The 26,446-nt window shown below is 71.0% G+C and carries 30 protein-coding genes; 19 read left to right on the top strand and 11 right to left on the bottom strand.

The window, feature by feature from the left end; translation table 11 throughout:
• Positions 1 to 15: 15 nt before the first annotated feature.
• Complete coding sequence (locus tag OG403_RS21300; RefSeq protein ID WP_329566737.1) at positions 16 to 993, top strand: FAD-dependent oxidoreductase; 978 nt, start codon at positions 16 to 18, stop codon at positions 991 to 993.
• A gap of 7 nt (positions 994 to 1,000) precedes the next feature.
• On the opposite strand, the gene OG403_RS21305 is transcribed toward OG403_RS21300, so the two are convergent.
• Complete coding sequence (locus OG403_RS21305; protein ID WP_329566739.1) at positions 1,001 to 2,215, bottom strand: GNAT family N-acetyltransferase; 1,215 nt, start codon at positions 2,213 to 2,215, stop codon at positions 1,001 to 1,003.
• 239 nt (positions 2,216 to 2,454) lie between these two features.
• Here OG403_RS21305 and OG403_RS21310 point away from each other — a divergent pair, with 239 nt between their 5' ends.
• The 4 genes from OG403_RS21310 to OG403_RS21325 all read left to right on the top strand — a co-directional run bounded on the left by OG403_RS21310 (position 2,455) and on the right by OG403_RS21325 (position 4,655).
• Positions 2,455 to 2,592 (top strand): hypothetical protein, encoded by a 138-nt coding sequence (locus OG403_RS21310; RefSeq protein ID WP_329566741.1) that lies wholly within the window; start codon positions 2,455 to 2,457, stop codon positions 2,590 to 2,592.
• A gap of 41 nt (positions 2,593 to 2,633) precedes the next feature.
• The gene (locus tag OG403_RS21315) at positions 2,634 to 2,927 is read left to right on the top strand and encodes a hypothetical protein (RefSeq protein ID WP_329566743.1); all 294 of its coding nucleotides are present in this window, start codon (positions 2,634 to 2,636) and stop codon (positions 2,925 to 2,927) included.
• A 141-nt stretch (positions 2,928 to 3,068) separates the two neighbouring features.
• On the top strand, positions 3,069 to 3,197 hold the full coding sequence (locus OG403_RS21320; RefSeq protein WP_329566745.1) for a hypothetical protein: 129 nt from the start codon (positions 3,069 to 3,071) through the stop codon (positions 3,195 to 3,197).
• A gap of 174 nt (positions 3,198 to 3,371) precedes the next feature.
• Positions 3,372 to 4,655, top strand: coding sequence for a geranylgeranyl reductase family protein (locus OG403_RS21325; RefSeq protein ID WP_329566747.1), 1,284 nt, complete (start codon positions 3,372 to 3,374; stop codon positions 4,653 to 4,655).
• 34 nt (positions 4,656 to 4,689) lie between these two features.
• Here OG403_RS21325 and OG403_RS21330 read toward each other — a convergent pair whose 3' ends face one another.
• A complete protein-coding gene (locus OG403_RS21330) occupies positions 4,690 to 5,172 on the bottom strand; it encodes a MarR family winged helix-turn-helix transcriptional regulator (RefSeq protein WP_329566749.1) in 483 nt (160 codons plus the stop codon).
• Between the two features lie 77 nt (positions 5,173 to 5,249).
• Here OG403_RS21330 and OG403_RS21335 point away from each other — a divergent pair, with 77 nt between their 5' ends.
• Together OG403_RS21335 and OG403_RS21340 are read left to right on the top strand one after the other, a co-directional pair.
• Positions 5,250 to 5,624, top strand: a complete 375-nt coding sequence (locus tag OG403_RS21335) for a hypothetical protein (protein WP_329566751.1) — start codon at positions 5,250 to 5,252, stop codon at positions 5,622 to 5,624.
• A complete protein-coding gene (locus tag OG403_RS21340; RefSeq protein ID WP_329566753.1) occupies positions 5,621 to 7,183 on the top strand; it encodes a multicopper oxidase family protein in 1,563 nt (520 codons plus the stop codon). Before OG403_RS21335 ends, OG403_RS21340 begins: the two co-directional genes overlap by 4 nt.
• Before the next feature lie 46 nt (positions 7,184 to 7,229).
• Here OG403_RS21340 and OG403_RS21345 read toward each other — a convergent pair whose 3' ends face one another.
• The gene (locus OG403_RS21345) at positions 7,230 to 7,946 is read right to left on the bottom strand and encodes a peptidylprolyl isomerase (protein WP_329566754.1); all 717 of its coding nucleotides are present in this window, start codon (positions 7,944 to 7,946) and stop codon (positions 7,230 to 7,232) included.
• A gap of 118 nt (positions 7,947 to 8,064) precedes the next feature.
• Here OG403_RS21345 and OG403_RS21350 point away from each other — a divergent pair, with 118 nt between their 5' ends.
• Positions 8,065 to 9,378 (top strand): MFS transporter, encoded by a 1,314-nt coding sequence (locus OG403_RS21350; RefSeq protein WP_329566756.1) that lies wholly within the window; start codon positions 8,065 to 8,067, stop codon positions 9,376 to 9,378.
• Between the two features lie 15 nt (positions 9,379 to 9,393).
• On the opposite strand, the gene OG403_RS21355 is transcribed toward OG403_RS21350, so the two are convergent.
• From OG403_RS21355 to OG403_RS21370, 4 genes are all read right to left on the bottom strand, one after another.
• Positions 9,394 to 10,359, bottom strand: a complete 966-nt coding sequence (locus OG403_RS21355) for an SMP-30/gluconolactonase/LRE family protein (RefSeq protein WP_329566759.1) — start codon at positions 10,357 to 10,359, stop codon at positions 9,394 to 9,396.
• 16 nt (positions 10,360 to 10,375) lie between these two features.
• Positions 10,376 to 11,269, bottom strand: coding sequence for a helix-turn-helix domain-containing protein (locus OG403_RS21360; RefSeq protein WP_329566761.1), 894 nt, complete (start codon positions 11,267 to 11,269; stop codon positions 10,376 to 10,378).
• 126 nt (positions 11,270 to 11,395) lie between these two features.
• The gene (locus tag OG403_RS21365) at positions 11,396 to 11,602 is read right to left on the bottom strand and encodes a hypothetical protein (RefSeq protein ID WP_329566763.1); all 207 of its coding nucleotides are present in this window, start codon (positions 11,600 to 11,602) and stop codon (positions 11,396 to 11,398) included.
• Positions 11,599 to 11,922: a hypothetical protein gene (locus OG403_RS21370; RefSeq protein WP_329566764.1), complete on the bottom strand. Its 324-nt coding sequence runs from the start codon at positions 11,920 to 11,922 to the stop codon at positions 11,599 to 11,601. The genes OG403_RS21365 and OG403_RS21370 overlap by 4 nt, the downstream gene beginning before the upstream one ends.
• A gap of 164 nt (positions 11,923 to 12,086) precedes the next feature.
• Here OG403_RS21370 and OG403_RS21375 point away from each other — a divergent pair, with 164 nt between their 5' ends.
• A complete protein-coding gene (locus tag OG403_RS21375) occupies positions 12,087 to 12,299 on the top strand; it encodes a DUF397 domain-containing protein (protein WP_329566766.1) in 213 nt (70 codons plus the stop codon).
• A 56-nt stretch (positions 12,300 to 12,355) separates the two neighbouring features.
• Here the strand turns inward: OG403_RS21375 and OG403_RS21380 are convergent, their stop codons facing one another.
• Complete coding sequence (locus OG403_RS21380; RefSeq protein ID WP_329566768.1) at positions 12,356 to 12,865, bottom strand: DinB family protein; 510 nt, start codon at positions 12,863 to 12,865, stop codon at positions 12,356 to 12,358.
• Positions 12,866 to 13,035: 170 nt separating this feature from the next.
• A complete protein-coding gene (locus tag OG403_RS21385; RefSeq protein WP_329566770.1) occupies positions 13,036 to 14,292 on the bottom strand; it encodes an alpha/beta hydrolase in 1,257 nt (418 codons plus the stop codon).
• Positions 14,293 to 14,412: 120 nt separating this feature from the next.
• On the opposite strand from OG403_RS21385, the gene OG403_RS21390 reads away from it, so the two are divergent.
• Positions 14,413 to 14,877 carry a MarR family winged helix-turn-helix transcriptional regulator gene (locus OG403_RS21390; protein ID WP_329566772.1) on the top strand — a complete coding sequence of 155 codons (465 nt, stop codon included), beginning with the start codon at positions 14,413 to 14,415 and terminating at the stop codon, positions 14,875 to 14,877.
• On the opposite strand, the gene OG403_RS21395 is transcribed toward OG403_RS21390, so the two are convergent.
• Together OG403_RS21395 and OG403_RS21400 are read right to left on the bottom strand one after the other, a co-directional pair.
• The gene (locus OG403_RS21395) at positions 14,862 to 15,179 is read right to left on the bottom strand and encodes a mycothiol transferase (protein WP_329572424.1); all 318 of its coding nucleotides are present in this window, start codon (positions 15,177 to 15,179) and stop codon (positions 14,862 to 14,864) included. The two genes, OG403_RS21390 and OG403_RS21395, sit on opposite strands and share 16 nt — an antisense overlap.
• A gap of 3 nt (positions 15,180 to 15,182) precedes the next feature.
• Positions 15,183 to 15,767 carry a Uma2 family endonuclease gene (locus OG403_RS21400; RefSeq protein WP_329566774.1) on the bottom strand — a complete coding sequence of 195 codons (585 nt, stop codon included), beginning with the start codon at positions 15,765 to 15,767 and terminating at the stop codon, positions 15,183 to 15,185.
• Between the two features lie 226 nt (positions 15,768 to 15,993).
• Between OG403_RS21400 and OG403_RS21405 the strand changes: the two genes are divergently transcribed.
• The 9 genes from OG403_RS21405 (at position 15,994) to nuoH (ending at position 26,444) form a co-directional block, all read left to right on the top strand.
• Positions 15,994 to 16,920, top strand: a complete 927-nt coding sequence (locus OG403_RS21405) for a DMT family transporter (protein ID WP_329566776.1) — start codon at positions 15,994 to 15,996, stop codon at positions 16,918 to 16,920.
• A 524-nt stretch (positions 16,921 to 17,444) separates the two neighbouring features.
• Positions 17,445 to 17,804 carry an NADH-quinone oxidoreductase subunit A gene (locus OG403_RS21410; RefSeq protein ID WP_329566778.1) on the top strand — a complete coding sequence of 120 codons (360 nt, stop codon included), beginning with the start codon at positions 17,445 to 17,447 and terminating at the stop codon, positions 17,802 to 17,804.
• 111 nt (positions 17,805 to 17,915) lie between these two features.
• Entirely contained in the window at positions 17,916 to 18,470 is a 555-nt protein-coding gene (locus tag OG403_RS21415) for a NuoB/complex I 20 kDa subunit family protein (RefSeq protein WP_329566780.1), read from the top strand.
• A complete protein-coding gene (locus tag OG403_RS21420) occupies positions 18,467 to 19,171 on the top strand; it encodes an NADH-quinone oxidoreductase subunit C (RefSeq protein WP_329566782.1) in 705 nt (234 codons plus the stop codon). The genes OG403_RS21415 and OG403_RS21420 overlap by 4 nt, the downstream gene beginning before the upstream one ends.
• Positions 19,171 to 20,499, top strand: coding sequence for an NADH-quinone oxidoreductase subunit D (locus OG403_RS21425; protein ID WP_329566784.1), 1,329 nt, complete (start codon positions 19,171 to 19,173; stop codon positions 20,497 to 20,499). Before OG403_RS21420 ends, OG403_RS21425 begins: the two co-directional genes overlap by 1 nt.
• Entirely contained in the window at positions 20,496 to 21,236 is a 741-nt protein-coding gene (nuoE, locus tag OG403_RS21430) for an NADH-quinone oxidoreductase subunit NuoE (RefSeq protein WP_329566786.1), read from the top strand. The genes OG403_RS21425 and nuoE overlap by 4 nt, the downstream gene beginning before the upstream one ends.
• Positions 21,236 to 22,600 carry an NADH-quinone oxidoreductase subunit NuoF gene (gene nuoF / locus OG403_RS21435; RefSeq protein ID WP_329566788.1) on the top strand — a complete coding sequence of 455 codons (1,365 nt, stop codon included), beginning with the start codon at positions 21,236 to 21,238 and terminating at the stop codon, positions 22,598 to 22,600. The genes nuoE and nuoF overlap by 1 nt, the downstream gene beginning before the upstream one ends.
• Positions 22,597 to 25,059 carry an NADH-quinone oxidoreductase subunit G gene (locus tag OG403_RS21440; RefSeq protein WP_329566790.1) on the top strand — a complete coding sequence of 821 codons (2,463 nt, stop codon included), beginning with the start codon at positions 22,597 to 22,599 and terminating at the stop codon, positions 25,057 to 25,059. The genes nuoF and OG403_RS21440 overlap by 4 nt, the downstream gene beginning before the upstream one ends.
• A complete protein-coding gene (gene nuoH, locus OG403_RS21445; protein ID WP_329566793.1) occupies positions 25,059 to 26,444 on the top strand; it encodes an NADH-quinone oxidoreductase subunit NuoH in 1,386 nt (461 codons plus the stop codon). The genes OG403_RS21440 and nuoH overlap by 1 nt, the downstream gene beginning before the upstream one ends.
• Positions 26,445 to 26,446: the final 2 nt, after the last annotated feature.

Consider the following 26,446-nt stretch of genomic DNA (forward strand, 5'->3'; position numbering starts at 1 on the left):
GCACACTGGCGGGCCATGAGCGAGTCAACGACCCGGCCCGGCCCCGATGCCGTGGTCGTCGGGGCCGGAGTATCCGGACTGACCACCGCCGTGTGCCTGGCCGAGGCGGGTCTGCGGGTACGCGTCGACACCTGCCTGCCAGTGTCGAAGACCTCGTCGGTTGCGGCCGGGGCGATGTGGGATCCGTACCTCGTGGAACCGCTGGACCGGGTGCTGTCCTGGAGCGCTGCCTCGTTGGCCGAATTCCGCTTGCTGGCCGGTGATCCGCAGACCACCGGGGTGCGAATCCGCGCAGGGACGCACGAGTCGCGGCTGCCCTGTGTGGAGCCGGCTTGGACGGCCTTGGTCGATGCTGAACCCTGTGCCATCGAGGACCTGCGGACCGGCTACGTCACCGGATGGTGGTATCGCGCTCCGGTGATCGACATGCCGGACTATCTCGACTATCTGCTGCGACGTCTGGCACTGGCCGGCGGCTGGTTGCAGCGGCGTGCCTACGTTTCGCTGGCAGAGGCGCTGACCGAGGCGCCGGTCGTGGTGAACTGCTCGGGGGCCGGAGCGCGCGACCTGGTCCCCGATCACGAGGTTGCGCCGTCTCGGGGTCGGTTGGTCGTGGTGGAGAACCCCGGCATCACGACCTTCTTCTGCGACGACACGCCCAACGCGGAAGAACTCGTGTACATCTTCCCGCACACCGACACGGTGGTGCTCGGCGGGACTTCCGATTTCGGCGTTGGCGAGTTGACCGAGGATCCGCTGAGTGCGCGCGCGATTCTGCAGCGTTGCATGGCCGTTGAGCCGCTGCTTCGCGGCGCTAAGGTGATCGGGGAACGGATGGGTCTGCGTCCGTTGCGGTCCCAGGTACGGCTGGGGGAGGAGCGGCCCGGCTCCGGGCAGCGGCTGCTGCACAACTACGGGCACGGTGGCGCGGGTGTCACGCTGTCCTGGGGGTGCGCGAGGGAGATCGAGCGTCTGGTGCTGGGCTGGGGCTGAGTCGAGGTCACTGTCGGATCTGCCACGTGCGGCGGTGCTCGGCGATTCCGGACTCCGCTGCGCGTCGGTAGAGGTACAGGACGGTCCGACCGGTCAAGGCTGCCGCAAGGACTGCCGTCCAGGGCCAACTGGGCAGATGGGCGGCCACCATGACAACGCAGACCATCGGCAGGAAGCAGGTAAGGGCGGCCAGTGACGCCGCGGTGAAGCTCCACCGGAACCGGTGGGCGATGGAGAACTCGGAGCGCTCGTACACCACGAGGGCGGCGCTGAGGAAAGCACCGGTGACGACGGCGGACCAGCGGGATCCGGTGACCTGGGCGTAGGTGATGGGGAGCGAGGCGAGGAACGGGAGGACGCCGCCGTACTCCGACAGCACGTTCCCCCATTTCATGATCTTCCCAAAGGCGTTGGAGCGGATACGGGCGAGCTCTCCCGCAGCGCTCGCGTAGATGATCAGTGACATCGTGGTGGCAAAGGTGGCGCCGATCAGCAGCAGGCGGACGTCGTCGGGATACCGCTCCGAGGCGAACGAGAGGCCCAGCAGGAAGGTGATGGCGGCCAGGATCGAGCCGGAGAAGGCGATTCCCGCTGCGGCCTCGCCGGACTGCAGTTGAGCCGGATCGTCGCGTTCGAACCGGGAGATCTCGAACGCAAGCTCGCCGGAGAGCATTGCGATCGCAGTCACCGCATGGTCGCTGGGAGCCAGTGACTCGGCCACCTGCTCCCAGCGGGAGACCGGGACGAGGTGTCTGGCGTCCGGGTCCACATATTCCACTCTGATCTTGTGCTGGTAGTACAGCTGCGGCTGCCGGCCCGCCACGTCGGCGGGTAGTGCCCGAGTTGCTATGAAGCCGCAGGAGAGCAGGAGCCTGGCGATCGGCTCGTCGGTCAACCCGGCGACCGCCGAGATCGTCCCGCCGTCGGTCTCGGTAGCGCCGACCGAGCGGAGCACGTATTCGAGCAGGCTCCTGGCGACTCCGCGTTTGCGGCACTTGTGGCTCACCGCGATGGATGAGAGCCGGACATGGCCGGGCAGCGGCTTTTCGACGGCTAGGTAGCCCGCGAGAGTGCCGTCCAGCACTGCTACCCAGACGCGCTTCTCCCACAGGGCCTTCTCCAGCAGCGCGGGCGTGCCGACGGCCCCGCTGAGCGCAGTCGCGCCCAGGGCCAGCAGCGGCCCGAGGTCCTCGGGTCGGCCGGCTCTTGTACTCGGCGCCATCGCGGTTTGTTCCTCTCCCCGGAGGTGCGGTGTGAAGCGGAGCCAGCCTCTCGCCCCTGAAGCGCAGGCGGCAAGACCGTAGCCGGAACGGATTCTGACGATGCGTCGGAGAAGGGTGGCAAGTCATGCATATTTGAGTGGGTCTCGCAGCTCGGAGCGTCCGAATATCCGGAGCTTGCAAGCGAGAGGTGAAACGGGCGCATCCGCGCGGCTGCTGGTGGAGATCCGGGGGCGGTCCGGTGCTCCAGTGGCGCGAGCAACTCATCGCCGACGAGGACGTGCTGTCGAGCCAGGTGGCCAACCAGGAGAACGCGGACGCGTTCGAGGACCTGGCCGTCGCCCTCATCGACGACCGACGCTGGCAGTCGCTGCTGTGAGCCGTAGGGGGCTTGATGGATACCACTTTCCGGGAGGTCGGGTGCGGACCTCGGAGCACCCGGCCGGCCAGGCCGTCTCACCCGACCTGCTGCTGTCGCGCGCGGTGCTCACCGAGGGCCGGCTGCTGCAGGCCTCGGTCCGGGTGCGGATCGCCTCCGCCGGCGGGAGTCTGCGGCTGCCCTGGGGTCACTACCTGGCCTGGCCTGGCCTGGCCCGGCACCGCGGAGCAGGCTGGGTGACTGGTGGGTGCCGACCTGGTGGACGGTCACCTGTCGCCCGACGGTACCCCCGCACCGGCCGCCTGGACCTCGGGCGATCGCCGAGCGGCTGCTGACCGAGCTGCAGGGCCGGCCCGCGCTGGACCGCCGGGCGCCGTTCAGGTCCCGCCGCACCCGGCTACGCCGGACGGTCACCCGGGCCGATCCGGACGGCCCCGGGCCGGGCATGCTCTTCACCATCGAGGACGGCACGCCGCGTGATCTGGGCGGGTCTGGAGGCCTGTCCCGGCTTCACCCGACAGTGGGCGGCCACCGTGCAGCGGATCCGGGGCCACCTGGAGCTGCAGGCGATCGGCCTGCCGGCGCACTCCTACCAAGGGGGCTGAACAGCAGCTCGGCGTCAATGTCCGGACGGTGGCGAAGCGGGTCCAGCGTTTCGAGGACCTCTGGGCAGTCGCTCAGCCCCCTGGTGAACACACCGTTTAGACTGCTGAGGACCTTTGGCCGGCCAGTCCAGCTCGAGCCGGTGCCCCGCAGCAGTGCTCAGGAGTGTGCCCGTCGTGACCGAGACCGCCGTAGAGAGCTCCGCTGACGTCATCGTGGTCGGCGCCGGGCCGGCGGGCTCGACCACCGCGTACTACCTGGCCCAGGCCGGGCTCGACGTGCTGCTGCTGGAGAAGACGGCGTTCCCGCGCGAGAAGGTGTGCGGCGACGGGTTGACCCCGCGCGCCACCAAGCAGCTGGTGGACATGGGCATCGACGTCTCCACCGCGAACGGCTGGCTGCACAACAAGGGCCTGCGGATCATCGGCGGCGGGGTCCGGCTGGAGCTGGACTGGCCGGAGCTGTCCTCGTTCCCCGACTACGGGCTGGTGCGCAAGCGGGCCGACTTCGACGAGCTGCTGGCCCGGCAGGCCGAGAAGGCCGGCGCCCGGCTGTACGAGCGGTGCAACGTCAGCGGGCCGATCCTGGACGAGCGCACCGGGCGGATCACCGGGGTGACCGCCAAGCTCGGCGAGGAGAAGCGCGAAGTCTCCTTCCACGCTCCGCTGGTGGTGGCCGCCGACGGCAACTCCACCCGGCTCTCGCTGGCCATGGGCCTGCACCGGCGCGAGGACCGCCCGATGGGCGTGGCCTACCGGACGTACTTCACCTCGCCGCGCGGCTCGGACGACTACCTGGAGTCCTGGCTGGAGCTGTGGGACACCCGTGGCGGTGAGAAGAAGCTGCTGCCCGGCTACGGCTGGATCTTCGGCATGGGTGACGGCACCTCCAACGTGGGCCTGGGCATCCTCGACTCCTCGCCCGCCTTCGGCGAGCTGGACTGGCGCGAGGTGCTCAAGTCCTGGTGCGCGAGCATGCCGGCCGAGTGGGGCTACACCCCCGAGAACATGACCGACCCGATCCGCGGCGCGGCGCTGCCGATGGCCTTCAACCGGCAGCCGCACTACACCCGCGGCCTGCTGCTGGTGGGTGACGCGGGCGGCCTGGTCAACCCGTTCAACGGCGAGGGCATCGCCTATGCGATGGAATCGGGCCAGATCGCCGCGCGCACCATCGTGCAGGCGCAGGCCCGGGTCACCGACGGCGGCCGGGAGCGCGCGCTGCACGCCTACCCCGCGACGCTCAAGGACGTCTACGGCGGCTACTACACGCTGGGCCGGGCCTTCGTGAAGCTGATCGGCAACCCGAAGGTGATGCAGCTGGCGGCGCAGCGCGGGCTGACCCACCCGATGCTGATGCGGTTCACCCTCAAGCTGCTGGCGAACCTGACGGACCCGCAGGGCGGGGACGCGATGGACCGGATCATCAACGGGCTGGCGCGGGTGGCGCCCAACGCCTGACGCCTGACGCCTGACGCCTGACGCCTGACGGCTGTCAGGCGGTCGTCCCGTCGCAGGGCAGCGGCTGCTGCACCGGCGGTTGGCCCTGCCTCTGCCCCTGCCCCTGCGCGAAGCGCTCCAGCAGGGTGCCGAGCAGCCGTTGCTCGTCCGGCTCCAGGCAGCTGAGCAGCTGCTGCTCCACCCGCTCGGCGGCGAGCAGGATCCGGGTCAGCAGCGCCTCGCCGGCCGGGGTGATGGCGACGGCGTGGGCCCGGCGGTCGGTGGGGTGCGGGGTGCGGGCGGCCAGGCCGCGCGCCTCCAGGTCGTCCACGCTGCGCACCATCGAGGACTTGTCGCTGCTCACCCGCAGCATCAACTGGCGCTGGGTCTGCGGGCCGTGGCGGCCGAGCTGCATCAGGATGCCGGCCAGGCGGTTCTCGATGCCCAGCGGCTCGAGCTCCGCCGCGAAGGCCTGGGCGGCGCGGCCGTGGGCCCGGCGCAGATTCATGCCCAGGGTCGGGTACTCGTCGGCGTTCATCACGCCTGAGTATAGTGCTGAGCGAAGATGGTTTCAGATGAGACTATCTCACTCGGGACATTATTAGAGGGATACTCATGCCGCGTCGATGGCCGCTCCTCGCACTGCGCACCACGACGATCGCCGTCGCCGTACTGGCGCTGGTCCAGCCCGTGCTCGCCGGCGGCTTTCTGCAGGGGTACTACCCGCTGCTGAAGGCGCATCAGATCGCCGCGATGATCCTGGCCACCTTCGTGCTGCTCTCGGTGGTCGCCGCGCTGCTGGCCTGGCGGCTGTCCGGCGTCCTGGCCAGGATCGCGGTGCTGTACGCGGTGCTGCTGGTGCTCTGCGCGGCGCAGATCACCCTCGGCTTCTCCCGGGTGCTGCTGATCCACATACCGCTCGGGGTCGCCATCTTCGCCCTCTGTGAGAAGTTCGCGGTGGACGCCTGGAAGGCCGGGGCCACCGCATGAGCATCGACCGGCGGCGCTTCCTGACGGCCGGTGCCGGAGTGCTCGGCGCGGGCGCGCTGCTCGGCAGTGCCCCGTTCCTGGACCGGCTGATACCCGGCGGGCAGCCGGGCCTGCTGGTCGCCAGCGGGCTGCCGCTGCCCCCGAGCTACCAGGCGCGGTTGCCGATCCCGTCGGTGCTCAGGCCGACCAGTACGGACGCCACCACCGACTACTACCAGGTCACCGCGCAGGTCGCCCAACTCCAGCTGCTGCCGGACCGGACCACCGAAGTCTGGGCCTACCAGGGCAGTTTCCCCGGACCGACCATCGAGTCCCGCTCCGGGCGCCGCACCGTGGTGACCCACCGCAACCAGCTGCCGCACCCCACCGTGGTCCACCTGCACGGCGGCCACACCCCGCGCGAGAGCGACGGCTACCCGCTGGACCTGATCACCCCGAGCGGCGGCACCGTCGCCGCGATGGCGGGGATGGCGGGGATGCCCGGCATGGGTACCGCCACTGGGCAGCCGCAGCGCGACTACACGTACCCGATGAACCAGCGCGCCGCGACCCTCTGGTACCACGACCACACCATGGGCTTCACCGGCCCGAACGTCTACCGCGGCCTGGCCGGCTTCCACCTGGTGCGCGACGACGAGGAGTTGGCGCTCGGCCTGCCGCAGGGCCCGCGCGAGCTGCCGCTGATGATCACCGACCGGGCCTTCACGGCGGACGGCGGCTTCGCCTACCCCGCGCTGGACCCGGACCAGGGCCGGCCCGGTGTCACCGACCCGTACATGAACGGTGTGCTGGGCGACGTGATCCTGGTGAACGGCGCCCCCTGGCCGGCCGCCGAGGTGGACCGGGCCCGCTACCGGCTGCGGCTGCTGAACGCCTCCAACGCCCGCCGCTACCGCCTCGAACTCGATCCCCAACCGCCGGGCGGCGGCGGCCTGGTGCAGATCGGCTCGGACGGCGGCCTGCTGGAGCGGCCCCTCGCGCAGGACGCGCTGGAGCTGGCCCCGGCCGAACGCTTCGACGTGGTGGTCGACTTCGCGCGCTACCGGCCCGGCACCCGGGTCCGGCTGGTCAACCGGCTGGGCAGCGGCTCGACGGCCGAGGTGATGTGCTTCGACATCGGCACCGCGACCGTCACCGACGACTCCCGGGTGCCCGACCGGCTGACCACCATCGAACGGCTCGACCCGGCAACGGCGAAGACGACCCGCACCTTCACCTTCCAGCGCGGCGGCCAGGGGTGGACGATCAACGGCGAGAGCTACCGGCCGGGCCGCGCGCTGGCCCGGCCCCGGCTGGGCGACGTGGAGATCTGGCGCTTCGTCACCGACTTCCACCACCCGGTCCACCTGCACCTGGACCCGTTCCAGGTGCTCAGCCGCAACGCCGCGGCGCCCGGCCCGTACGACCTCGGCTGGAAGGACACCGTGGACGTGCTGCCCGCCCAGGGGGTGGAGGTGGCGGTGCGGTTCACCGACTACGCGGGGAACTTCATGCTGCACTGCCACAACCTGGAGCACGAGGACATGGCGATGATGGCGGAGTTCGCCACGGTCGGCTGATCCGGTTTCGGGGGTCGGCTTCGCGTGGGGCCGACCCCCGGACCGGTCAACGGTTGCTGATCTTCACCGACTTGATGTTCACCGGCAGGGTCGGGAACCCGTCACCGGGCCCGTTCTGGTCGTCCTCGCCACCGGCGGCGATCTTCTGCAGCACGTCCATGCCGCCCGTGATGGTGCCGAACGGGGTGTAGGCGGCGGGCAGTTTGGTGTCCTTCCAGACGAAGAAGAACTGGCTGCCGTTGGTGTTCGGGCCCGCGTTGGCCATCGCCACCGTGCCCGCCGGGTAGGTGGCGCCGGTCAGGTTCTCGTCGTTGAAGGAGTAGCCGGGGCCGCCGCTCCCGGTGCCGGTCGGGTCGCCGCACTGCAGCACGAAGATGCCCTGGGTGGTGAGGCGGTGGCAGTGCGTTCGGTTGAAGTAGTCGTGGTCCGCCAGGAACCGGAACGAGAAGGTGGTGCACGGCGCGGCCGTGGTCAGCGCCTGGAAGGTGATCGCACCCTGGTCGGTGCGCAGCGTCGCGTGGTACGGCTTGGCGGCCTCGGTCGCGTCGAAGACCGGGATGCCCTTGAAGCGGTCGGCCGGAACGGCCTTCGTGAAGCCGCAGTTGGGAGCGGTCGCCGGCACCGCCGCGGCGGCCGGCGCGGCGACCGCGGCCGGCTTGGCGTTCTGCGTCACGGTGCTGGTGGCGGCGGAGGCGGCGCTGGTCGCGCAGAGCACCAGGGTGGCAGCGGCGGCTGCGGCGGCGAGACGGGTACGGCGGGCCATGGGATGACCTCTCGGGAGATGACGGTGTGTCATGCGCACAACTTCATGCCCAACTGCCCCGTAGTCATTCTCCTGAAACGCTGACCGCGAACGAACGTTCGTGTCAGGATGTGCGCCCGTGCGCCTCATCAACCGCGACTTCACCCTGCTCTGGGCCGGCCAGTCGATCTCCCAGACCGGTGACTACGTCTTCGACACCACGCTGACCCTCTGGGTCGGCACCGAGCTGCTCAAGGGCAGCCGGCTGGCCCCGCTGGCGGTCTCCGGCCTGCTGGTCACCGTCGCGGTGGCCACGCTGCTGGTCGCGCCCATCGCCGGGGTGTTCGTCGACCGGTGGGACCACCGGCGCACCATGCTGGGCAGCGACCTGATCCGGGCGGTGCTGATCGGCGCGGTCTCGGTGCTCGCCTTCCTGCCGAGCGGGACGCTGCCGAGCGGGGTGGTCGTGGCCGCGGTCTACCTGGCGGTCTTCCTGAACGCGGCGGTCTCGCAGTACTTCAACCCCGCGCGCTTCGCGATCATCGGTGAGGTGGTGCCGAGCGAGCTGCGCACCAAGGCGGCCGGGATCGGGCAGTCCACCCAGGCGATCTCCGGGATCCTCGGCCCGCCGCTGGCCGCCCCGCTGCTCTTCACCGCCGGGGTGCAGTGGGCGCTGGTGCTCAACGCGCTCTCGTACCTGGGCTCCTTCCTGCTGGTCGGCGCGGTCCGCACCGAGCGGCGCGCCGCGCCCGGGGAGCCGGGCGGGCGCGAGCGGGCGAGCGTGCTGGGCGAACTGCGGGACGGTCTGCGGATGGCGCTGGGCAATCCGGTGGTCCGGGCCCTGCTCTGGGTGATCGCGCTGGTCTCGGTCGGCATCGGCGCGCTGAACACCGTCAACGTCTTCTTCCTGCAGGTCAACCTGCACAGCGACGTGAAGTGGTTCGGCACGCTGGAGACGGCGCTGGGCCTGGGCACCCTGCTCGGCGCGGTGCTGGCCACCCCGCTGTCGACCAGGTACGGCTACCGCCGCACCTTCCCGCTCGCCCTGGTCGCGATGGGCGTCCTGCTGTTCGGCTATGCCCGGATGGGCGCGTACTGGCCCGCGCTGGCGCTGCTCGCGGTGCTGGGCGTGGTGCTGGCGCTGGTGAACGCCGGGTTCGCCCCGCTGCTGATCGACGCGACGCCCAAGGAGTACCTCGGCCGGGTCTTCTCGGTGGTCAACCCGGTCCAGCAGGTCGCCAACGTGCTCGGGATGGCCCTGGCGGGCTGGCTGGCGAGCACCGTGCTGCACGGCTTCCACGGCCGGGTCGGCGGGCTGCACGTGGGTGGCTACGACACCGTGCTCACCGGCTCGGCGCTGCTGGTGGTGGCGGGCGGGGCGTACGCCGTGCTGGGGCTGCGGGAGCCGGTGGCGGTGCCCGTGGCGGTGGCGGTGGCCGAGGAAGCGGGCTGACCGGCGGCCGGGCCGCTACTCGTCCAGGTGGGCGAGCATCAGGTTGGGGTCCTCGGCGGTGAGGTAGGCCGCGCTCATCACGTAGACGGTGTGGCCGCGCAGTGCGATCGAGGTGGGGTTCTGCAGGCCGTCGGCCGGGGTCAGCACGATGGAGTGGGTGCCGTCGGGCTGGACCAGGGCGACCTCGCCGGGGGCGTTGAGGGCGGCCAGGAGCTGGTCGCCGTGGCCGGTGAAGGCGAAGTCGTCGATGCCGGTCAGGCCGGTGGCCTCGGTGCGGACCGTGCCGGCCCGGCCGCCGGGCAGGATCGGGATGCGCAGGACGGTGCCCCGGTCCAGGTTGGTGGCCCAGACGGCCCCGTTGTGGACCTTCAGGCCGTTGGCGCCGAGGAATCCGGTGGCGGCCAGCTCGGGGGCGGTGGACCAGGCGGTGGCGGTGCCGCCGCTGGTCGGCACGCTCCAGATGGTGCCGAGCACCGAGTCGGTGACGTAGAGGGTGTGGGTGCGCGCGTCCAGGGCCAGGCCGTTGGGCAGGCCGTCGGCGGGCAGCGCGGCGATCCGCTGCGGGGTGCCGCCGGGGCGCAGCCGCCAGACGCCGGTGAGGTCGGGCGTGCCGGTGGCGTAGAGGAAGTACAGGGTGCCGTCCTGGGCGCGGACGATGCCGACGGTGAGCGGGAAGCCCAGGGCCGGGGTGTGCACGCCGCCGTCGGCGGGCGCGGGCATGGTGGCCAGGATCCGGACGGTGCCGTTGCGGGTGACCTCGGCGACCTGGCGGCCCTTGGCGAAGGTGACGTACGCGGCGCCGCCCGGCGCCAGCGCGATGTTCTCCGGGGTCTGGCCCTTGGCCAGGTCGAAGTGCACGGCGATCCGCGCGTCGCCCAGCGGCGTACTGGCGGCCGACGCCGACGCCGGGGTGAGGGTGGTGACGACGGCGGCGACCAGTGCGGCGGCCGAAACGGCGGTCCTGGAGAGCTTCTTGAGCATGGTTCCTTCTTCTGGGTCAGTGGGTGTTGACCGGAGTCCCGACTGGAGCGGTGTCGTGGGTGATGAGTTGGGCGAGCAGGGCCAGCGCGGCCTGTGAGGGCGAGCCGGCCGCCGTGGTGCCGACCAGGATGTCCGGGCCGGGGCCGTGGCTCAGGGTCTGCTGGGTGACGGTCAGCGGGCCGACCAGCGGGTGCCGCATCCCGTACGTGGCGATGTGGCCGGCCTTGACCCGGTGGTCGGCCCACATGGTGGCGAACTCCGGGCTCTTCGAGCTCAGTTCGCCGATCAGCGCGTGCAGCGCCGGGTCGTCCGGGTACTGTCCCGCCCGCAGTCGCAGCGTCCCGACGGCCGCTCTGGCCTTGCTCGGCCAGTCCGCGTACAGCTCGCGGGTGTGCGAGTCGAGGAACACCAGCCGTGCCATGGCGGGGCGTTCGGCCGGCCGGTCCGGGGCGTCGGGGTGCAGGTGCCCGGCGAACAGCGCGTGGCCCAGGCGGTTCCACGCCAGCACGTCACTGCGGCGGCCGACCACGATCGCCGGCAGGTCCGGCATCCCGTCCAGCAGTTGGCGGGCCGCCTCGACCACTCGCTCCGGGCCGGGCCGCCTGCCCCGGCCGCGAGGCTGGCGCGCGTTGGCCAGGTCGTGCAGGTGTCGCCGCTCCGACTCGTCGAGCCGCAGCGCGCGGGCGATCGCGTCCAGCACCTGGGGCGAGGCGTTGAGCGAGTGCCCCTGCTCCAGCCGGGTGTAGTACGAGGCGCTCACGCCGGCCAGCAGCGCCAACTCCTCGCGCCGCAGCCCCGGAACCCGTCGCCGCTCCCCGTAGGTGGGCACCCCGGCCTCCTCGGGCCGCAGTTGGGAGCGCCGCGCCTGGAGGAAGTCGCCGAGCCGCACGGTTCGCGCTGTTGCGTTCATGCGTCGAGTATTGGCCGAAGGTGAGCGGTACTGCCTGCCACTGTCGGGGATAGGCAGCACATGCGGGACGCCCGCCGGCGGGAGCGCGGCGGGCGTAGGGGAGGTCGGAATGGCCGACTTCCGGTGTTAGGTGGCGGTGCCCGGTGGCCGGATCGCCTGGGCGAGGCGGAGGACCTCGATCGGGAGCAGCGGGCGGAACTGGACCAGGACGGTTCCGGCGGGGGTGATCCGCCAGCCGCTGGAGAGGTCGGGGATGTCGACCTCCGCGTCGTCCAGGGCGGTGGTCAACTCGTCGAGGGCGGAGGCGGCTTGACGGTGGGCGCGGAGGTTCATCGCGCGCTCACCAGCCACTTGGCGTCGACCTCCCACTCCGGGCCGCCGCGTTCGGGGCGCAGGTAGACGAGTTGGCCGGTGCGGTCCATGAAGACGCCGGTCCGCCGGTTGAGCGTGTCGTGGACCAACTCGCCGTGTCTGGCGGGGGAGTAGGGGTGCTCGGGCGGCTTCACAGTGCCGTCGTCGCGGACCGTGGGGTAGGCGGGCGCGAGTCGGAGCAGCGCTTCGGGGCGGCCCCCGCAGTCGGCCGGGCACTCGCACGAGGGGAGGCTGCGGTCGAAGACGGGAGGTGGGGGTGCGTAAGTCTGATGATCAGTCATATCTGACTCTCCGTGCGCTTGCTGGGGGCGAATCTCACGATCCGTGTACCTAGCGTGGCGCTGTGCAGCTGGCATCGCCAGGGGGGAAGCCTTCAATCGGCCAGGTCTTGAACGAAGGAGTGGCCATGCCGGCTCCGAAAGAACTTGATCCCACCGGGGTACCTATGGGAACTGCCACCCCTGACCTGAGCGCTGCGGTGTGGCGCAAGTCCAGCCACAGCGGCACGACGCAGAACGACTGCGTCGAGGTCGCCACCGGCTTCCCCGGCCTCCTCCCCGTGCGCGACTCCAAGGACCCCGCAGGTCCCGCCCTGGTCTTCCCCGCAGCCGCGTTCGCCGCCTTCGTCACCCATGTCAAGCGCGGCGATCTGGCATGACGAAGTCCCCGGAGCCACGCCCTGGCGGGTGACTCCGAGGACCTCGTGAAGGCTGGTCAGCCCATCGTCTTCTGACCGTCGATGGCCTCGCGGATGATGTCGGCGTGGCCCGCGTGCTGGGCGGTCTCGGCGATGACGTGCAGCAGCACGCGCCGCACCGACCAGCTGGCGCCGGGCTCGAACCACGGGGCCTCGGGCAGCGGGTGACTCTCGTTCAGGTCCGCCTGGGAGGACAGCAGGCCGTCGGTCTGCTTCGCCACGGCGTCGTACTCGGCCAGCAGCTCGGCCAGCGTCTCGCCGGGCTCCATGCGGAAGCTGGCCAGGTGGTCCTCGAAACCGCCGGTCATCGCGCTGGCGCCGTGCCGCGTGAAGTCGAACCAGCGCTTCTCGACGCGCGTCACGTGCTTGATCAGCCCGGCCAGGCAGAGCGCGCTCGGGGTCGGCGTGAGCGCGGCCTGCTCGTCGGTCAGGCCCTGCGCGGTGTAGCGCAGGAAGTTGCGGTGCTTGTCCAGCGTGGCCAGCAGGTCGGCGTGCTCGCCGGTGATGGTGTTCTCGGTCGCGGTCATGATTTTCGGCCTCTCCTCGTCGTTGTTCCGGGCCCTTCACGGAAGACGTTACGAGGCGTAGAGGACAGGGACTGTCCGCAATCGCCGGTGAGTTTCGGCGAGCTGACCTGATCCCGCCGCTCCCCGACCCCCGAGAGTGCCCCCGGGGGTCGGTTCCGCGGCTGCGCGCCCTATGCCCGGCGGGCGTCGGTGATCAGGGCGGGGGTGGTGCCGAGCCACCAGGTGGGGTTGGCGGTGCCGTCGGTGGTGCGGCCGTCGCTGTGGACGTAGTGCCGCACATCGCGGCCCGGCTCGGCGAACTCGCCGTTCAGGGCGCGCTCGACCCACTCGGCGCCGAACCGGAAGACCTCGGCGGCGGCGCCGCCCAGCGGGTGGAACTCGTTCTCGTAGACGCGCATCTCCTTGGGTGCGCGGACCCGCTCGTAGTTGGCCAGTGCCTGCTCCAGCACGGTGAGTTCGTCGAACTCGCCGATGCCGTAGAGGACCGGGCAGGTGATCTCCTGGACCAGGTCGCCCAGCGGCATCCGGGCGACCAGCTCCGAGTCGAAGGCGTCCTCGTCGGTGTAGCCGGCCATGAACATGTAGTTGTTCTTGAAGGTCGGCTGGGCGCGCTCGAAGATGGTGCTGAAGTCGCCGGTGACGGCCTCGAAGGCGGCCAGCGCGGCCAGGCGGCGGTCGGTGGCGGCGGCGCGCGAGCCCCAGTAGCCGCTCATCGAGATGCCGAACATGCCGATCCGGGCCGCGTCGACCTCGGGCAGCGAGGCCAGGTGGTCGATGTAGCGGCTGATCGCGCGCTCGTAGTTGGTGAGGTCGACGGTCAGCCCGTTGGCCCGGCTCTCGCCCTGGCCCGGACCCTCGATGGACAGGGCCACGATGCCGCGCGAGGTGTAGTACCGCTCGGCCGCGTAGATGTAGTCCTCCTTGATCATGTCCATCCCCGGGCCGAGGATCACCGCGGGGGCGTTGCGGACCTCGCCGGCCGGCAGGTGCAGCAGGGCGAAGATCTGCTTGCCCTCGAAGTCGAGGACGACGCGGCGCACCCGGTTGTCGCGCAGCGCGCCCAGCCGCTCGACGCAGTGGTTGGCGTGCTCGCGGAAGGCGAGCTTGCGCGGGTCGGTGGCGTCGAAGATCGAGTACTGCGCGCGGCCCCACATCACCGAGGCGCGCACGTACAGGTCGGCGGCGGTCTGGGCGAAGCCGCCGCGCTCGTGGTGGGCGGCGCGCTCCTCGGCCTGGCCGGCGATGGTGGCCCACGCCTTGGGCAGCATCACGCCGCTCTGCACCAGGTCGAAGACCTTGTCGAAGTCGGTGTGGTCGTGGCCCAACTGCTCCAGGGTGCCCTTGGCCTGGGGGTGCAGGGCGTCGAAGCCGCCCTGGGCGAGGGCGATGTCCAGGGCCCAGCTCTGGCCGGTGGAACGAACAGTCATGACAGGTTTCCCCTCTCGAGAAATGAACGGGTACCCGGCGTTGCCTAAGTACTTAATCATTAAGTACTTAGGCTAGGCTGGTTGTCAACTCACCACCGCCCACACCACGGAGACCCGCCGATGCCCGAACCGCAGCCCACCCCCGGCCCCACCCGCGACCAGGCCCTCGACCAACTGGCCCGCGCCGCCTACAGCCTCAGCGCCGCCGACTCCCGCCTGCGCGGACGCGCCACCCGCACCCCCGGCGCGCTCTCCCTCACCCACGCCCGCGCCCTGCGCGTGCTGGCCGAGGCCGGCCCGCTGCCGATCGGCCAACTCGCCGCCGCCACCGAGACCACCGGGGCCGCCACCACCCAGCTGGTCAACGGCCTGGCCGCCGCCGGCTACGTCAGCCGCGAACGCCCGGCAGGCGACAAGCGGTCGGTCCTGGTCGCCCTCACCGACGCGGGCCGCCGCCGCCACGACGAGCGCCAGGCCGCGCTGACCCAGGCCCTCGATGCCGCACTCGCCCACCGCGATGTTCGGGCCTTGGACGTGGCGACTGACGTGCTGCGGCAGCTGGTTGCCATCTATGACGAGCTCTGAGCGAGCCGCGACGCGTACCAGGCGGTCTCGGTGATGACGTGCAGCGGCACCCGCCGCGCCGAGCAGCGGGCGCCCTGCTCGAACCAAGGCGGCTCGGGCAGCGGGTGGCTCTCGTTCAGGTCCGCCCGCGAGGAGAGCAGGCCGTCGTTCTGCTTCGCCACGGCTTCGTACTCGGCCAGCAGCTTGGCCAGCGTCTCGCCGGGCTCCATCCGGAGGCCGGCCAGGTGGTCCTCGAAGCCGCCGGTCATGGCGCCGGCGCCGTGCAGGGCGAAGTTGAACCACCGCTTCTTCGGGGGCGACAGCCCCTAGCGGCGCAGCGCGGCAGGGTCGAGGTTGAGCGGGAAAGGCTCGGTCAGGGCGGTGCTCTCGCCGATCTGGACCAGACGGTCGGTGTAGGCGCCGCGCTCAAGCTGGCCGAGGTAGAGGCGGGGAGTGGGTTCGAGTTCGAGTCGCCAGTAGTGCGGAATACCCGCAGCCGCATACAGGGCGGGCTTCATCTTCTTGTCGGTGACGCGAGTGGAGGGCGAGGCGATCTCGATGGCCACGACGATGCCGTGCGCGCTCAGCGTGGTGCCGGCATCAGCGGCGGCGTCGGCGTCCGCCACGACCAGGTCGGGGATGAGCAGGCCGTCGGGAACGATGACGTTGACCGCCTCCAGCACCTCGAACGGTGCGCCGCACGCCTCGATGGCGGCGTCCAGGATCGCCCAGAGGCGGGAGCTGGCCCGCTGGTGGGGAACGCCGGGGTTCGGGCTCATCAGGAGTGCTCCCCCGACCAGCTCGACACGATGGCGGGTGTCTTCGGGCAGAGCCAGGACGTCTTCCACGGTCCAGGGCCCGCTGTGGTCAGCGGTGGCAACGCTCACGGTCCTTTCACCTCCTCTTGGCACCCGCCCTCATTGTCCCTGGCGGGACGCTGGAGCGGTACCGGCACTCGGGTTGTTCGCCGAGGGACCCGGGGCTGAGTCGGGTCCGGCCCGCGCGCGGCGACCAGAGCGCTTCGCGTCCGCGTACCGGCGCCGACGAGCGGCAGCCTACAGCGGCAAAGCAGTTGATCACCGGCGCGCAGCTGCGGAACGATGATCGGATCGACGGCCCCCGACGGACGGACCTCGCATGCGAAGCGCTTCACAAGCAGGCCGCTCGTCGTTGGCCGACCTGCCGCTGCTCGCGGTGGCCGTGGTGTGGGGCTCCAGCTTCCTCGTGGTGAAGCATCTGGCCACGCCCGACACCGTGGTGGCGATGCTGGTCGTGCGGTTCGGCGTGGTGCTGCCGCTGTTCGGGGCGTTCGCCTGGCGCGGCCTGCGTGCGCTGCGGGCGGCGCAGTGGCGGGCGGGCGCGCTGCTCGGGGGGATCCTGGGCGGCATCTTCCTGCTGGAGACGTACGGGGCGGTGCACACCTCCGCCACCAATGCCGGGCTGATCATCAGCCTGACGATGATCTTCACCCCGCTCGCCGAGAGCCTGGTCAGCCGCACCGCGATACCGCGCGCCTTCCTCGGCGCGGCGGCCCTCTCGCTGCTCGGCGTCGGCCTGCTGACCGAGGGCGCGGGGCTGCGGGCGCCCTCGCCCGGGGACCTGCTGGTGCTGGGCGCGGCCGTCCTGCGAACGGTGAACGTGCTGGCGATCTCGCGCGGCCGGGCCCTGCGCGGGGTCGACTCGGCCGCCCTGACCTGGGTGCAACTGGCTTTCGCCACCGCCGTGTTCACCATCGTCAGCCCGTTCGCCGGGCCCGCGCCGTGGCGGGTGGCGGCGCACTGGTCGGCGGGCCAGTGGGGCCTGCTGCTCTATCTCGCGCTGCTCTGCACGCTGTTCGCGTTCTTCGTCCAGATGTGGGCGGTGCGCGCCACCTCCCCCTCGCGGGTCAGCCTGCTGCTCGGCACCGAGCCACTCTGGGCGGCAGTCTGCGGCATCGCGCTCGGCGGCGACCGCCTCAACGCCGTGGCCCTGCTCGGCGGCCTGTTCGTCCTGCTCGGCACCGAGGCCGGCCGCCGCGCCGTCCTGCCGAGCGCCGAGCCGCTGCCCGAGTCCGTGCCGGCCTGACGCCCACAGCCCGACGCCCACAGCCTGACGCCCACAGCCCGACGCCTCAGGCCGACGCCTCAGGCCGGACTCGTCCGCAGTGGCGCGGCTCCCGTTGTGCGCTTGTGAACCGGGGGTCAAGCGCGTGCCCCTCCCGCGTCACCCCTGCGAGCGAGGGCCTCTATCACGTCAACATGAAGCCGTGAGATTTGCCAAGATCGCTGCATAGTTGATATAGCGAAGCCCCTCTGACCAGCCGCTTCGCCGACAAAAATGACTGTTTGCGATCACCTGGGTCCGTTGCGTTCATATCTTGCGACTCCCCGCCGTGGCTACCGGTCCGCGAGGTGTCGTAGATCACAAAGATCCCGTCGGACCGCGTGTCGCAGATCACAAGCGGACGGGCATAGGATGCGCTCGATCCGGGCTTTGTGAACTGCCTCACATGGGGTGGATCTCAGGAACCGGATCACCGGATCACCCCACAGTGACCCGGCATATCCGATCTGCAGTCAAGGACGACCGGACGGAGGGAGCGAGGGCGGATGAATGCCTACGCGCCGATCCTCGTACTCGGTGCCATCGCGGCGGCGTTCGCGGTCGGCTCCGTCGCGATGGCTTCGCTGACCGGCCCGAAGCGCTACAACCGGGCCAAGTTGGAAGCCTACGAGTGCGGTATCGAACCGACCCCGCAGCCGCTGGGCGGCGGGCGGTTCCCGATCAAGTACTACCTGACGGCGATGCTCTTCATCGTCTTCGACATCGAGATCGTCTTCCTCTACCCGTGGGCGGTCAGCTTCGACGCCCTGGGGATCTTCGGGCTGGTCGAGATGCTCCTGTTCATCGCCACCGTCTTCGTCGCCTACGCCTACGTCTGGCGGCGCGGCGGCCTGGAGTGGGACTGACAGGAGTGGTGTGACAAGCGGGGTCAGCCCGACGAGCGGGACCAGCGCGACACCCGGCACCAACAGCGCTGCGATCAGCCGGATTTGAGGCCACTGAGAGGGATGGGGTAGATGGGAATCGAGGAGAAGCTGCCGAGCGGCTTTCTGCTCACCACGGTGGAGAGTGCCGCGGGCTGGGTGAGAAAGGCCTCGGTCTTCCCGGCCACCTTCGGGCTGGCCTGCTGCGCCATCGAGATGATGACCACGGGGGCCGGCCGCTACGACCTGGCCAGGTTCGGCATGGAGGTCTTCCGGGGCTCGCCCCGGCAGGCCGATCTGATGATCGTGGCGGGACGGGTCAGCCAGAAGATGGCCCCGGTGCTGCGCCAGGTCTACGACCAGATGGCCAACCCCAAGTGGGTCATCTCGATGGGCGTCTGCGCGTCCTCGGGTGGCATGTTCAACAACTACGCGATCGTCCAGGGCGTGGACCACATCGTCCCCGTGGACATCTACCTGCCGGGGTGCCCGCCCCGCCCGGAGATGCTGCTGGACGCGATCCTCAAGCTGCACCAGAAGATCCAGCACGAGCCGCTCGGGGTGAACAAGCGGCGGGCGCAGGAGAAGGCCGAGGAACTCGCGCTGCACGCCACGCCGACCAGCGAGATGGGGTGGCAGCAGCGATGAGCGACAACACTCCCATTCCGAACGGCCGGTCCGAGCTCCCGGTCGAGGTGGTCGGCAAGCGCCAGGGCATGTTCGGCGCCCAGGGCAGCGGCGACACCTCCGGCTTCGGCGGCCTGGCCGCCGCCATCGTGCTGCCCGCGCCGGCCGAACGCCCGTACGGCGGCTGGTTCGACGAGGTGGCCGACGAGCTGGAGGGCGCGCTGGAGGAGCAGGGCCTGACGCCGGCCGCCGTGATCGAGAAGACCGTGGTCGACCGGGGCGAACTGACCTTCCAGATCGCCCGCGAGCACCTAGTGCAGACTGTGCGGACGCTGCGCGACGACCCGGCGCTGCGCTTCGAACTCTGCCTCGGGGTCAGCGGCGTGCACTATCCGAGCGAGGCGGGCCGCGAGCTGCACGCCGTCTACCACCTGCGCTCGATCACCCACACCCGGCTGATCCGGCTCGAGGTCACCGCGCCGGACAGTGACCCGCGGATCCCCTCGGTGGTCAGCGTCTACCCGACCAACGACTGGCACGAGCGCGAGACCTACGACTTCTTCGGGATCGTCTTCGAGGGCCACCCGGCGCTGACCCGGATCATGATGCCGGACGACTGGCTGGGCCACCCGCAGCGCAAGGACTACCCGCTCGGCGGCATCCCCGTCGAGTACAAGGGCGCCCAGATCCCGGCACCCGACCAGCGGAGGTCGTACTCCTGATGAGCAGCACCGAATACGAGGCGGGAGCGCGCGAGACCACCGAGGGCCGGGTCTTCACCGTCACCGGTGGCGACTGGGGCGAGGTGGTCGAGGCGGTCGCCCGCGCCGACGACGAACGCATCATCGTCAACATGGGTCCGCAACACCCCTCCACCCACGGGGTGTTGCGCCTGATCCTGGAGATCGACGGGGAGACGGTGACCGAAGCCCGGTGCGGCATCGGCTACCTGCACACCGGCATCGAGAAGAACATGGAGTTCCGCTCCTGGGTGCAGGGCACCACCTTCGTGACCCGGATGGATTACCTCACCCCGCTCTTCAACGAGACCGCCTACTGCCTGGCGGTGGAGAAGCTGCTCGGCATCACCGACCAGATCCCGGACCGGGCCACCGTGATCCGGGTGCTGATGATGGAGCTGAACCGGATCTCCTCGCACCTGGTCTGCCTGGCCACCGGCGGTATGGAGATCGGCTCCACCACGCTGATGATCTACGGCTTCCGGGACCGCGAACTCATCCTGGACATCTTCGAGTTGGTCACCGGCCTGCGGATGAACCACGCCTACGTGCGCCCCGGCGGCCTGGCCCAGGACCTGCCGCCGGGCGCGGTCGACCAGATCCGCGAGGCGGTGAAGCTGTTCCGCACCCGGATGCACGAGTACGACAAACTGGCCACCGGCAACCCGGTCTTCAAGGCCCGGCTGGTCGACGTCGGCCACCTCGACCTGGCCGGCTGCCTGGCGCTGGGCGCCACCGGGCCGATCCTGCGGGCCACCGGGCTGCCGCAGGACCTGCGCAAGTCGGATCCCTACTGCGGTTACCAGGACTACGAGTTCGACGTCGCGGTGGCCGACACCGCGGACTCCTTCGGGCGGTTCCTGATCCGCCTGGAGGAGATGAGGCAGTCGCTGCGGATCGTCGAGCAGTGCCTGGACCGGCTCAAGCCCGGACCGGTGATGGTGGCCGACAAGAAGATCGCCTGGCCGGCCCAACTGGCCATCGGCCCGGACGGGATGGGCAACTCGCTGGACCACATCCGGAAGATCATGGGCACCTCGATGGAGGCCCTGATCCACCACTTCAAGCTGGTCACCGAGGGCTTCCGGGTCCCGGTCGGCCAGGCGTACGCGGCGGTCGAGTCGCCCAAGGGCGAACTCGGCGTGCACGTGGTGAGCGACGGCGGCACCCGCCCGTACCGGGTGCACTTCCGGGACCCGTCGTTCACCAATCTGCAGTCGATGGCGGCGATGTGCGAGGGCGGCCAAGTCGCCGACGTGATCGTGGCGGTGGCCGGGATCGACCCGGTGATGGGAGGCGTGGACCGGTGACCAGCACTGAACTCGGCCTGCCGGCGCTGCCGGCCAAGCCGTACCCACCCGAGGTGCACCAGCGCCTCGCCGCGGACGCGAAGGAGCTGATCGGCCGCTACCCGCAGTCCCGTTCCGCGCTGCTGCCGCTGCTGCACCTGGTCCAGGCCGAGGAGGGCCACGTCAGCAGCACCGGAATCCGGTTCTGCGCCGAGCAGTTGGAGCTGACCACCGCCGAGGTCACGGCGGTCGCCACCTTCTACACGATGTACCGGCGCCGGCCCGCCGGCGAGTACCACGTGGGGGTGTGCACCAACACGCTCTGCGCGGTGCTCGGCGGCGACCAGATCTTCGAGGAGCTCCAGGAGCACCTCGGGATCGGCAACAACGAGACCACCGAGGACGGGAAGCTCTCGATCGAGCACATCGAGTGCAACGCGGCCTGCGACTACGCGCCGGTGGTGATGGTCAACTGGGAGTTCTTCGACAACCAGACCCCGCAGAGCGCCAAGCAACTGGTCGACGACCTGCGGGCGGGCGCCGAGGTGCGCCCCACCCGGGGCGCCAGGCTCTGCTCGTTCAAGGAGACGGCCAGGATCCTGGCCGGTTTCCCGGACGCCCGCGAGGGCGCCAACGAGGAGTCCGGCGCGGGCGGCGCCCCGTCGCTGGCCGGACTGCGGCTGGCCAAGGGCGAGTCGCTGCCGGGCACCCCGGGCGCCCGCGTGGTCTCCCCCCGAGGAGAAGGGACGGAGGCGTGATGACCGCCACCGAGCCGGCCGAGAAGCTGCTCAGCCCCGTGCTCTCGGCCTCCTGGGGCGACCCGAGGCCCTGGTCGCTGGAGACCTACCACCGCCACGACGGCTACCAGGGCCTGCGCAAGGCCCTGGCGATGGACCCCGACGCGCTGATCGCCCTGGTCAAGGAGTCCGGCCTGCGCGGCCGCGGCGGCGCCGGCTTCCCGACCGGGATGAAGTGGCAGTTCATCCCGCAGAACGACGGCAAGCCGCACTACCTGGTGGTCAACGCCGACGAGTCGGAGCCCGGGACCTGCAAGGACATCCCGCTGCTCTTCGCCAACCCGCACGCGCTGATCGAGGGCATGGTGATCGCCTGCTACGCGATCCGCTGCGACCACGCCTTCATCTACCTGCGCGGCGAGGTGGTGCCGGTGCTGCGCCGGCTGCACGCGGCCGTCGCCGAGGCGTACGAGGGGGGCTACCTGGGCCGGGACATCCTCGGTTCCGGGGTCGACCTGGACATCACCGTGCACGCCGGCGCCGGCGCCTACATCTGCGGCGAGGAGACGGCGCTGCTCGACTCGCTGGAGGGCCGGCGCGGCCAACCGCGCCTGCGCCCGCCGTTCCCGGCCGTCGCGGGCCTGTACGCCTGTCCGACGGTGGTCAACAACGTCGAGTCGATCGCCTCGGTGCCCGCGATCCTGGCTCGGGGCAAGGAGTGGTTCACCTCGCTGGGCACCGAGAAGTCGCCCGGCTTCACCCTCTACTCGCTCTCCGGGCACGTCACCAACCCCGGACAGTACGAGGCACCGCTGGGTGTGACGTTGCGTCAGCTGCTCGAGATCAGCGGCGGGGTGCGGGCCGGGCACCGGCTCAAGTTCTGGACCCCGGGCGGCAGTTCGACGCCGATGTTCACCGACCAGCAGCTCGACGTGCCGCTCGACTACGAAGGCGTGGGCGCGGCCGGCTCGATGCTCGGCACCAAGGCGCTGCAGATCTTCGACGAGACCACCTGCGTGGTCCGCGCGGTCACCCGGTGGACCGAGTTCTACGCCCACGAGTCCTGCGGCAAGTGCACCCCGTGCCGCGAAGGGACCTACTGGCTGGTCCAGTTGCTCAAGCGGATCGAGGCCGGCGCGGGCGAGGCCGGTGACCTGGAGAAGCTGCTGGACATCGCCGACAACATCAACGGCAAGTCCTTCTGCGCGCTCGGCGACGGCGCGGCCAGCCCGATCGCCTCCTCGCTGCAGCACTTCCGCGCCGAGTACGAGCAGCATCTGGCCGAGCGCCGCTGCCCGTTCGACCCGGCCGCCGCCACCGTCTGGGCCGACGCCAAGCCGGCCAAGACCCCCCAGCCCGCCACCGAGAGGGAGGTGCACGCGTGACCGTCACAGACCCACCCACGGCCCCGGCCAAGCCCGCCGTCGACCTCGTCACGCTCACCATCGACGGCGTCGAAGTCCAGGTCCCCAAGGGCACCTTGGTGATCCGGGCGGCCGAGCGGATCGGCACCCAGGTGCCCCGGTTCTGCGACCACCCGCTGCTCGACCCGGTCGGCGCCTGCCGGCAGTGCATCGTGGAGATCGAGGGCCAGCGCAAGCCGGTCGCCTCCTGCACCATCCCGGTCGCCGAGGGCATGGTGGTCCGCACCCAGCTCAGCTCGCCGGTCGCCGAGAAGGCGCAGCGCGGCGTGATGGAGCTGCTGCTGATCAACCACCCGCTGGACTGCCCGGTCTGCGACAAGGGCGGCGAGTGCCCGCTGCAGAACCAGGCGATGTCCACCGGCGGCGCCGACTCCCGCTTCGATGGCATGAAGCGGACCTACCAGAAGCCGATCCCGATCAGCAGCCAGGTGCTGCTGGACCGCGAGCGCTGCGTGCTCTGCGCCCGCTGCACCCGCTTCTCCCAGCAGATCGCCGGTGACCCGTTCATCGAGTTGCTGGAGCGCGGGGCGCTGGAGCAGGTCGGCACCGGGGCGGGCGACGACTTCGCCTCGTACTTCTCCGGCAACACCATCCAGATCTGCCCGGTCGGCGCGCTCACCTCGGCCGCCTACCGGTTCCGCTCCCGCCCGTTCGACCTGGTCTCCTCGCCCAGCGTCTGCGAGCACTGCTCCTCGGGCTGCGCGCAGCGCACCGACCACCGGCGCGGCAAGGTGCTGCGGCGCCTGGCCGGCGAGGACCCGGAGGTCAACGAGGAGTGGAACTGCGACAAGGGCCGGTTCGCCTTCCGCTACGCCCAGCAGCGCGACCGGCTGGCCAGTCCGCTGGTGCGCGACCAGGCCACCGGTGAGCTGGTGACCACCTCCTGGCCGCAGGCGCTGGCCGCCGCCGCCGAGGGCCTGACCGGCTCGCGCACGGCGGTGCTGACCGGCGGCCGGGTGACGGTCGAGGACGCCTACGGCTACGCCAAGTTCGCCCGGGTGGTGCTCGGCACCAACGACGTGGACTTCCGGGCCCGTCCGCACAGCGGCGAGGAGGCGGACTTCCTGGCCGTCGCGATCGCGGGTCACGGTGTGGACCTGGACCAGCAGGGCGTGACGTACGCGGCGCTGGAGGCCGCACCGACCGTGCTGCTCGCGGGCTTCGAGCCCGAGGAGGAGTCGCCGATCGTCTTCCTGCGGCTGCGCAAGGCGAGCAGCAAGGGCCTGAAGGTCTTCGCGATCGCCGACCACCGCTCCCGGGGCCTGGGCAAGCTGGGCGGCGCGCTGCTGCCGACCGCCCCCGGCACCGAGGCCGAGTGGCTCGGCGCGCTGGCCGCCGAGGAGCCGCTGAGCGACGAGGCCGGGCGGGCCGCGGGCCTGCTGCGGCAGCCGGGGGCGGTGATCCTGGTCGGTGAGCGCCTGGCCCAGACGGCCGGCGCGCTGACCTCGGCGCTGCGCCTGGCGCATGCCACCGGCGCCCGGCTGGCCTGGATCCCGCGCCGGGCCGGCGAGCGCGGCGCGCTGGAGGCCGGTGCGCTGCCGGGCCTGCTGCCCGGCGGCCGTCCGGTCACCGTGCCGGCCGCCCGGGCCGAGGCCGCCGCCGCCTGGGGGGTGGCCGAACTGCCCGCCCGGCTGGGGCGCGACACCGGCCAGATCCTGGCCGCCGCCGCGCACGGCGACCTGGACGCGCTGGTGATCGGCGGCGTCGACCCCGACGACCTACCCGATCCGCAGCTCGCCGAGGAGGCGCTGACCCGGGTCGGCTTCGTGGTCTCGCTGGAGCTTCGGCCCTCGGCGGTCACCCAACACGCCGACGTGGTGCTTCCGGTGGCCGCGGTCGCCGAGAAGGCCGGCACCTTCCTGGACTGGGAGGGCCGGGTCCGCCTCTTCGAGGCGGCACTGAAGCCCGACCAGCTGATGGGCCGTCATCTGAACACCGACGTGCGGGTGCTGAACATGCTGGCGGACGCGCTCGGCCACGACCTGGGACTGCCCGACGTGCGGGCCGCCCGGCGCGAGCTTGACGCCTTCACCCCGTGGACCGGCGACCGCCCGGCCGCGCCGGCCGGGCACCCGGCTCCGCTGCCCCGGCCCGCCACCGGACAGGCGGTGCTGGCCGGTTGGCGGCTGCTGCTGGACCGGGGCAGCCTCCAGCAGGGCGACGAGCACCTGGCCGGCACCCGGCACCGGGCGGTGGCCCGGCTCTCGCCCGGCACTGCCGCGGAGATCGGCGCGAGCGGGGGCCGGCTGCGGGTCAGCGGGCCGGCCGGCTCGCTGGTGCTGCCGCTGGAGATCACCGCGGAGATGCCGGAACGCACCGTCTGGCTGCCGCTCAATTCCGCCGGCTCCGGTGTCCACCGCACGCTCGGCACCACGGTCGGCCACCTGGTCACCATCGCCCCGGCAGGAGGGGAGGAGTAATGGCGCACTGGACATACGCCGCCGGTCACCAGGCTTACGCCGCCGGCTACCAGACGCTCGGCTTCTTCGGGCGTGACCCGTGGTGGCTGGTCGTCATCAAGGCGCTCTTCTGCTTCGCCTTCCTGCTGATCACCGTGCTGGTCTCGATCGTCTGGGAGCGCAAGGTCGTCGCCTGGATGCAGCTGCGGATCGGCCCCAACCGGCACGGCCCCTGGGGCATGCTGCAGTCGCTGGCCGACGGCGTGAAGCTCGCCCTCAAGGAGGACCTGGTGGTCTCCGGGGCGGACAAGGTGGTCTACATCCTGGCCCCCGTGGTCTGCGCGATCCCGGCCTTCATGGCGATCGCGGTGATCCCGTTCGGCCCGGCCGACAACGAGATCTCGATCTTCGGCACCCGCACCCCGATGCAGCTGACCGACCTGCCGGTGGCCCTGCTCTACATCCTGGCCACCGCCTCGATCGGGATCTACGGCATCGTGCTGGCGGGCTGGTCCTCCGGTTCCACCTACCCGCTGCTCGGCGGGGTGCGCTCGGCGGCCCAGATGATCTCCTACGAGATCGCGATGGGGCTCTCGTTCGCGGCGGTCTTCATCTACTCCGGGTCGATGTCGACCTCGCAGATCGTCGACTCGCAGCAGTCCACCTGGTTCGCGGTGCTGCTGCCGGTCTCGTTCATCGTCTACATCATCGCGATGGTCGGTGAGACCAACCGGGCGCCGTTCGACCTGCCGGAGGCCGAGGGCGAGCTGGTCGGCGGCTTCAACACCGAGTACAGCTCGCTGAAGTTCGCGATGTTCATGCTGGCCGAGTACGTCAACATGGTGACCGTCTCGGCGGTCGCGAGCACGCTCTTCCTGGGCGGCTGGCGGGCCCCGTGGCCGATCTCCACCTTCTGGGCCGGCGCCAACCACGGCTGGTGGCCGCTGCTCTGGATCATCATCAAGATCCAGCTGCTGCTCTTCTTCTTCATCTGGCTGCGCGGCACGCTGCCCCGGCTGCGCTACGACCAGTTCATGAAGCTCGGCTGGAAGGTGCTGATCCCGGTCTCGCTGGTCTGGCTGGTGATGGTGGCCAGTGTCCGGGCGCTGCGCAACGACGGTCAGGGCTTCGGCCAGGTGGTGCTCTACGTGGGCGCCCCGGTGGCCGCGGTGCTGCTGCTCTCGCTGCTCTGGGACGCCTTCCGGCACAAGGAGCAGCCGCAGCAGCTCGAGCCACCGGCCGAGTTCGACCCGATGGCCGGCGGCTACCCCGTTCCACCGCTGCCCGGCCAGCACCTGCCCCCGGTGCCGCGTCGGCGCAGCCGGGTGCCGCAGGCCGCCCCGCCGAAGCCGTTGGAAGACGCGCTGAACGGCGCCAACGGCGCCAACCATTGCGAAGGGAGCTGAAC

It is taken from the genome of Kitasatospora sp. NBC_01266 (assembly GCF_036242395.1).
Lineage (GTDB): Bacteria > Actinomycetota > Actinomycetes > Streptomycetales > Streptomycetaceae > Kitasatospora.

Excerpts from the sequence above, each read along its gene's own strand:
- OG403_RS21375 (WP_329566766.1), top strand. The coding sequence starts at position 12,087 with ATGGGAACTGCCACCCCTGACCTGAGCGCTGCGGTGTGGCGCAAGTCC.
- nuoH (WP_329566793.1), top strand. The coding sequence starts at position 25,059 with ATGGCGCACTGGACATACGCCGCCGGTCACCAGGCTTACGCCGCCGGC.
- OG403_RS21415 (WP_329566780.1), top strand. The coding sequence starts at position 17,916 with ATGGGAATCGAGGAGAAGCTGCCGAGCGGCTTTCTGCTCACCACGGTG.
- OG403_RS21370 (WP_329566764.1), bottom strand. The coding sequence starts at position 11,922 with ATGACTGATCATCAGACTTACGCACCCCCACCTCCCGTCTTCGACCGC.
- OG403_RS21300 (WP_329566737.1), top strand. The coding sequence starts at position 16 with ATGAGCGAGTCAACGACCCGGCCCGGCCCCGATGCCGTGGTCGTCGGG.
- OG403_RS21420 (WP_329566782.1), top strand. The coding sequence starts at position 18,467 with ATGAGCGACAACACTCCCATTCCGAACGGCCGGTCCGAGCTCCCGGTC.
- OG403_RS21355 (WP_329566759.1), bottom strand. The coding sequence starts at position 10,359 with ATGCTCAAGAAGCTCTCCAGGACCGCCGTTTCGGCCGCCGCACTGGTC.
- OG403_RS21345 (WP_329566754.1), bottom strand. The coding sequence starts at position 7,946 with ATGGCCCGCCGTACCCGTCTCGCCGCCGCAGCCGCCGCTGCCACCCTG.
- OG403_RS21365 (WP_329566763.1), bottom strand. The coding sequence starts at position 11,602 with ATGAACCTCCGCGCCCACCGTCAAGCCGCCTCCGCCCTCGACGAGTTG.
- OG403_RS21330 (WP_329566749.1), bottom strand. The coding sequence starts at position 5,172 with ATGAACGCCGACGAGTACCCGACCCTGGGCATGAATCTGCGCCGGGCC.
- OG403_RS21425 (WP_329566784.1), top strand. The coding sequence starts at position 19,171 with ATGAGCAGCACCGAATACGAGGCGGGAGCGCGCGAGACCACCGAGGGC.
- OG403_RS21305 (WP_329566739.1), bottom strand. The coding sequence starts at position 2,215 with ATGGCGCCGAGTACAAGAGCCGGCCGACCCGAGGACCTCGGGCCGCTG.
- OG403_RS21380 (WP_329566768.1), bottom strand. The coding sequence starts at position 12,865 with ATGACCGCGACCGAGAACACCATCACCGGCGAGCACGCCGACCTGCTG.
- OG403_RS21390 (WP_329566772.1), top strand. The coding sequence starts at position 14,413 with ATGCCCGAACCGCAGCCCACCCCCGGCCCCACCCGCGACCAGGCCCTC.
- OG403_RS21385 (WP_329566770.1), bottom strand. The coding sequence starts at position 14,292 with ATGACTGTTCGTTCCACCGGCCAGAGCTGGGCCCTGGACATCGCCCTC.
- nuoF (WP_329566788.1), top strand. The coding sequence starts at position 21,236 with ATGACCGCCACCGAGCCGGCCGAGAAGCTGCTCAGCCCCGTGCTCTCG.
- OG403_RS21335 (WP_329566751.1), top strand. The coding sequence starts at position 5,250 with ATGCCGCGTCGATGGCCGCTCCTCGCACTGCGCACCACGACGATCGCC.
- OG403_RS21405 (WP_329566776.1), top strand. The coding sequence starts at position 15,994 with ATGCGAAGCGCTTCACAAGCAGGCCGCTCGTCGTTGGCCGACCTGCCG.
- OG403_RS21360 (WP_329566761.1), bottom strand. The coding sequence starts at position 11,269 with ATGAACGCAACAGCGCGAACCGTGCGGCTCGGCGACTTCCTCCAGGCG.
- OG403_RS21340 (WP_329566753.1), top strand. The coding sequence starts at position 5,621 with ATGAGCATCGACCGGCGGCGCTTCCTGACGGCCGGTGCCGGAGTGCTC.
- OG403_RS21410 (WP_329566778.1), top strand. The coding sequence starts at position 17,445 with ATGAATGCCTACGCGCCGATCCTCGTACTCGGTGCCATCGCGGCGGCG.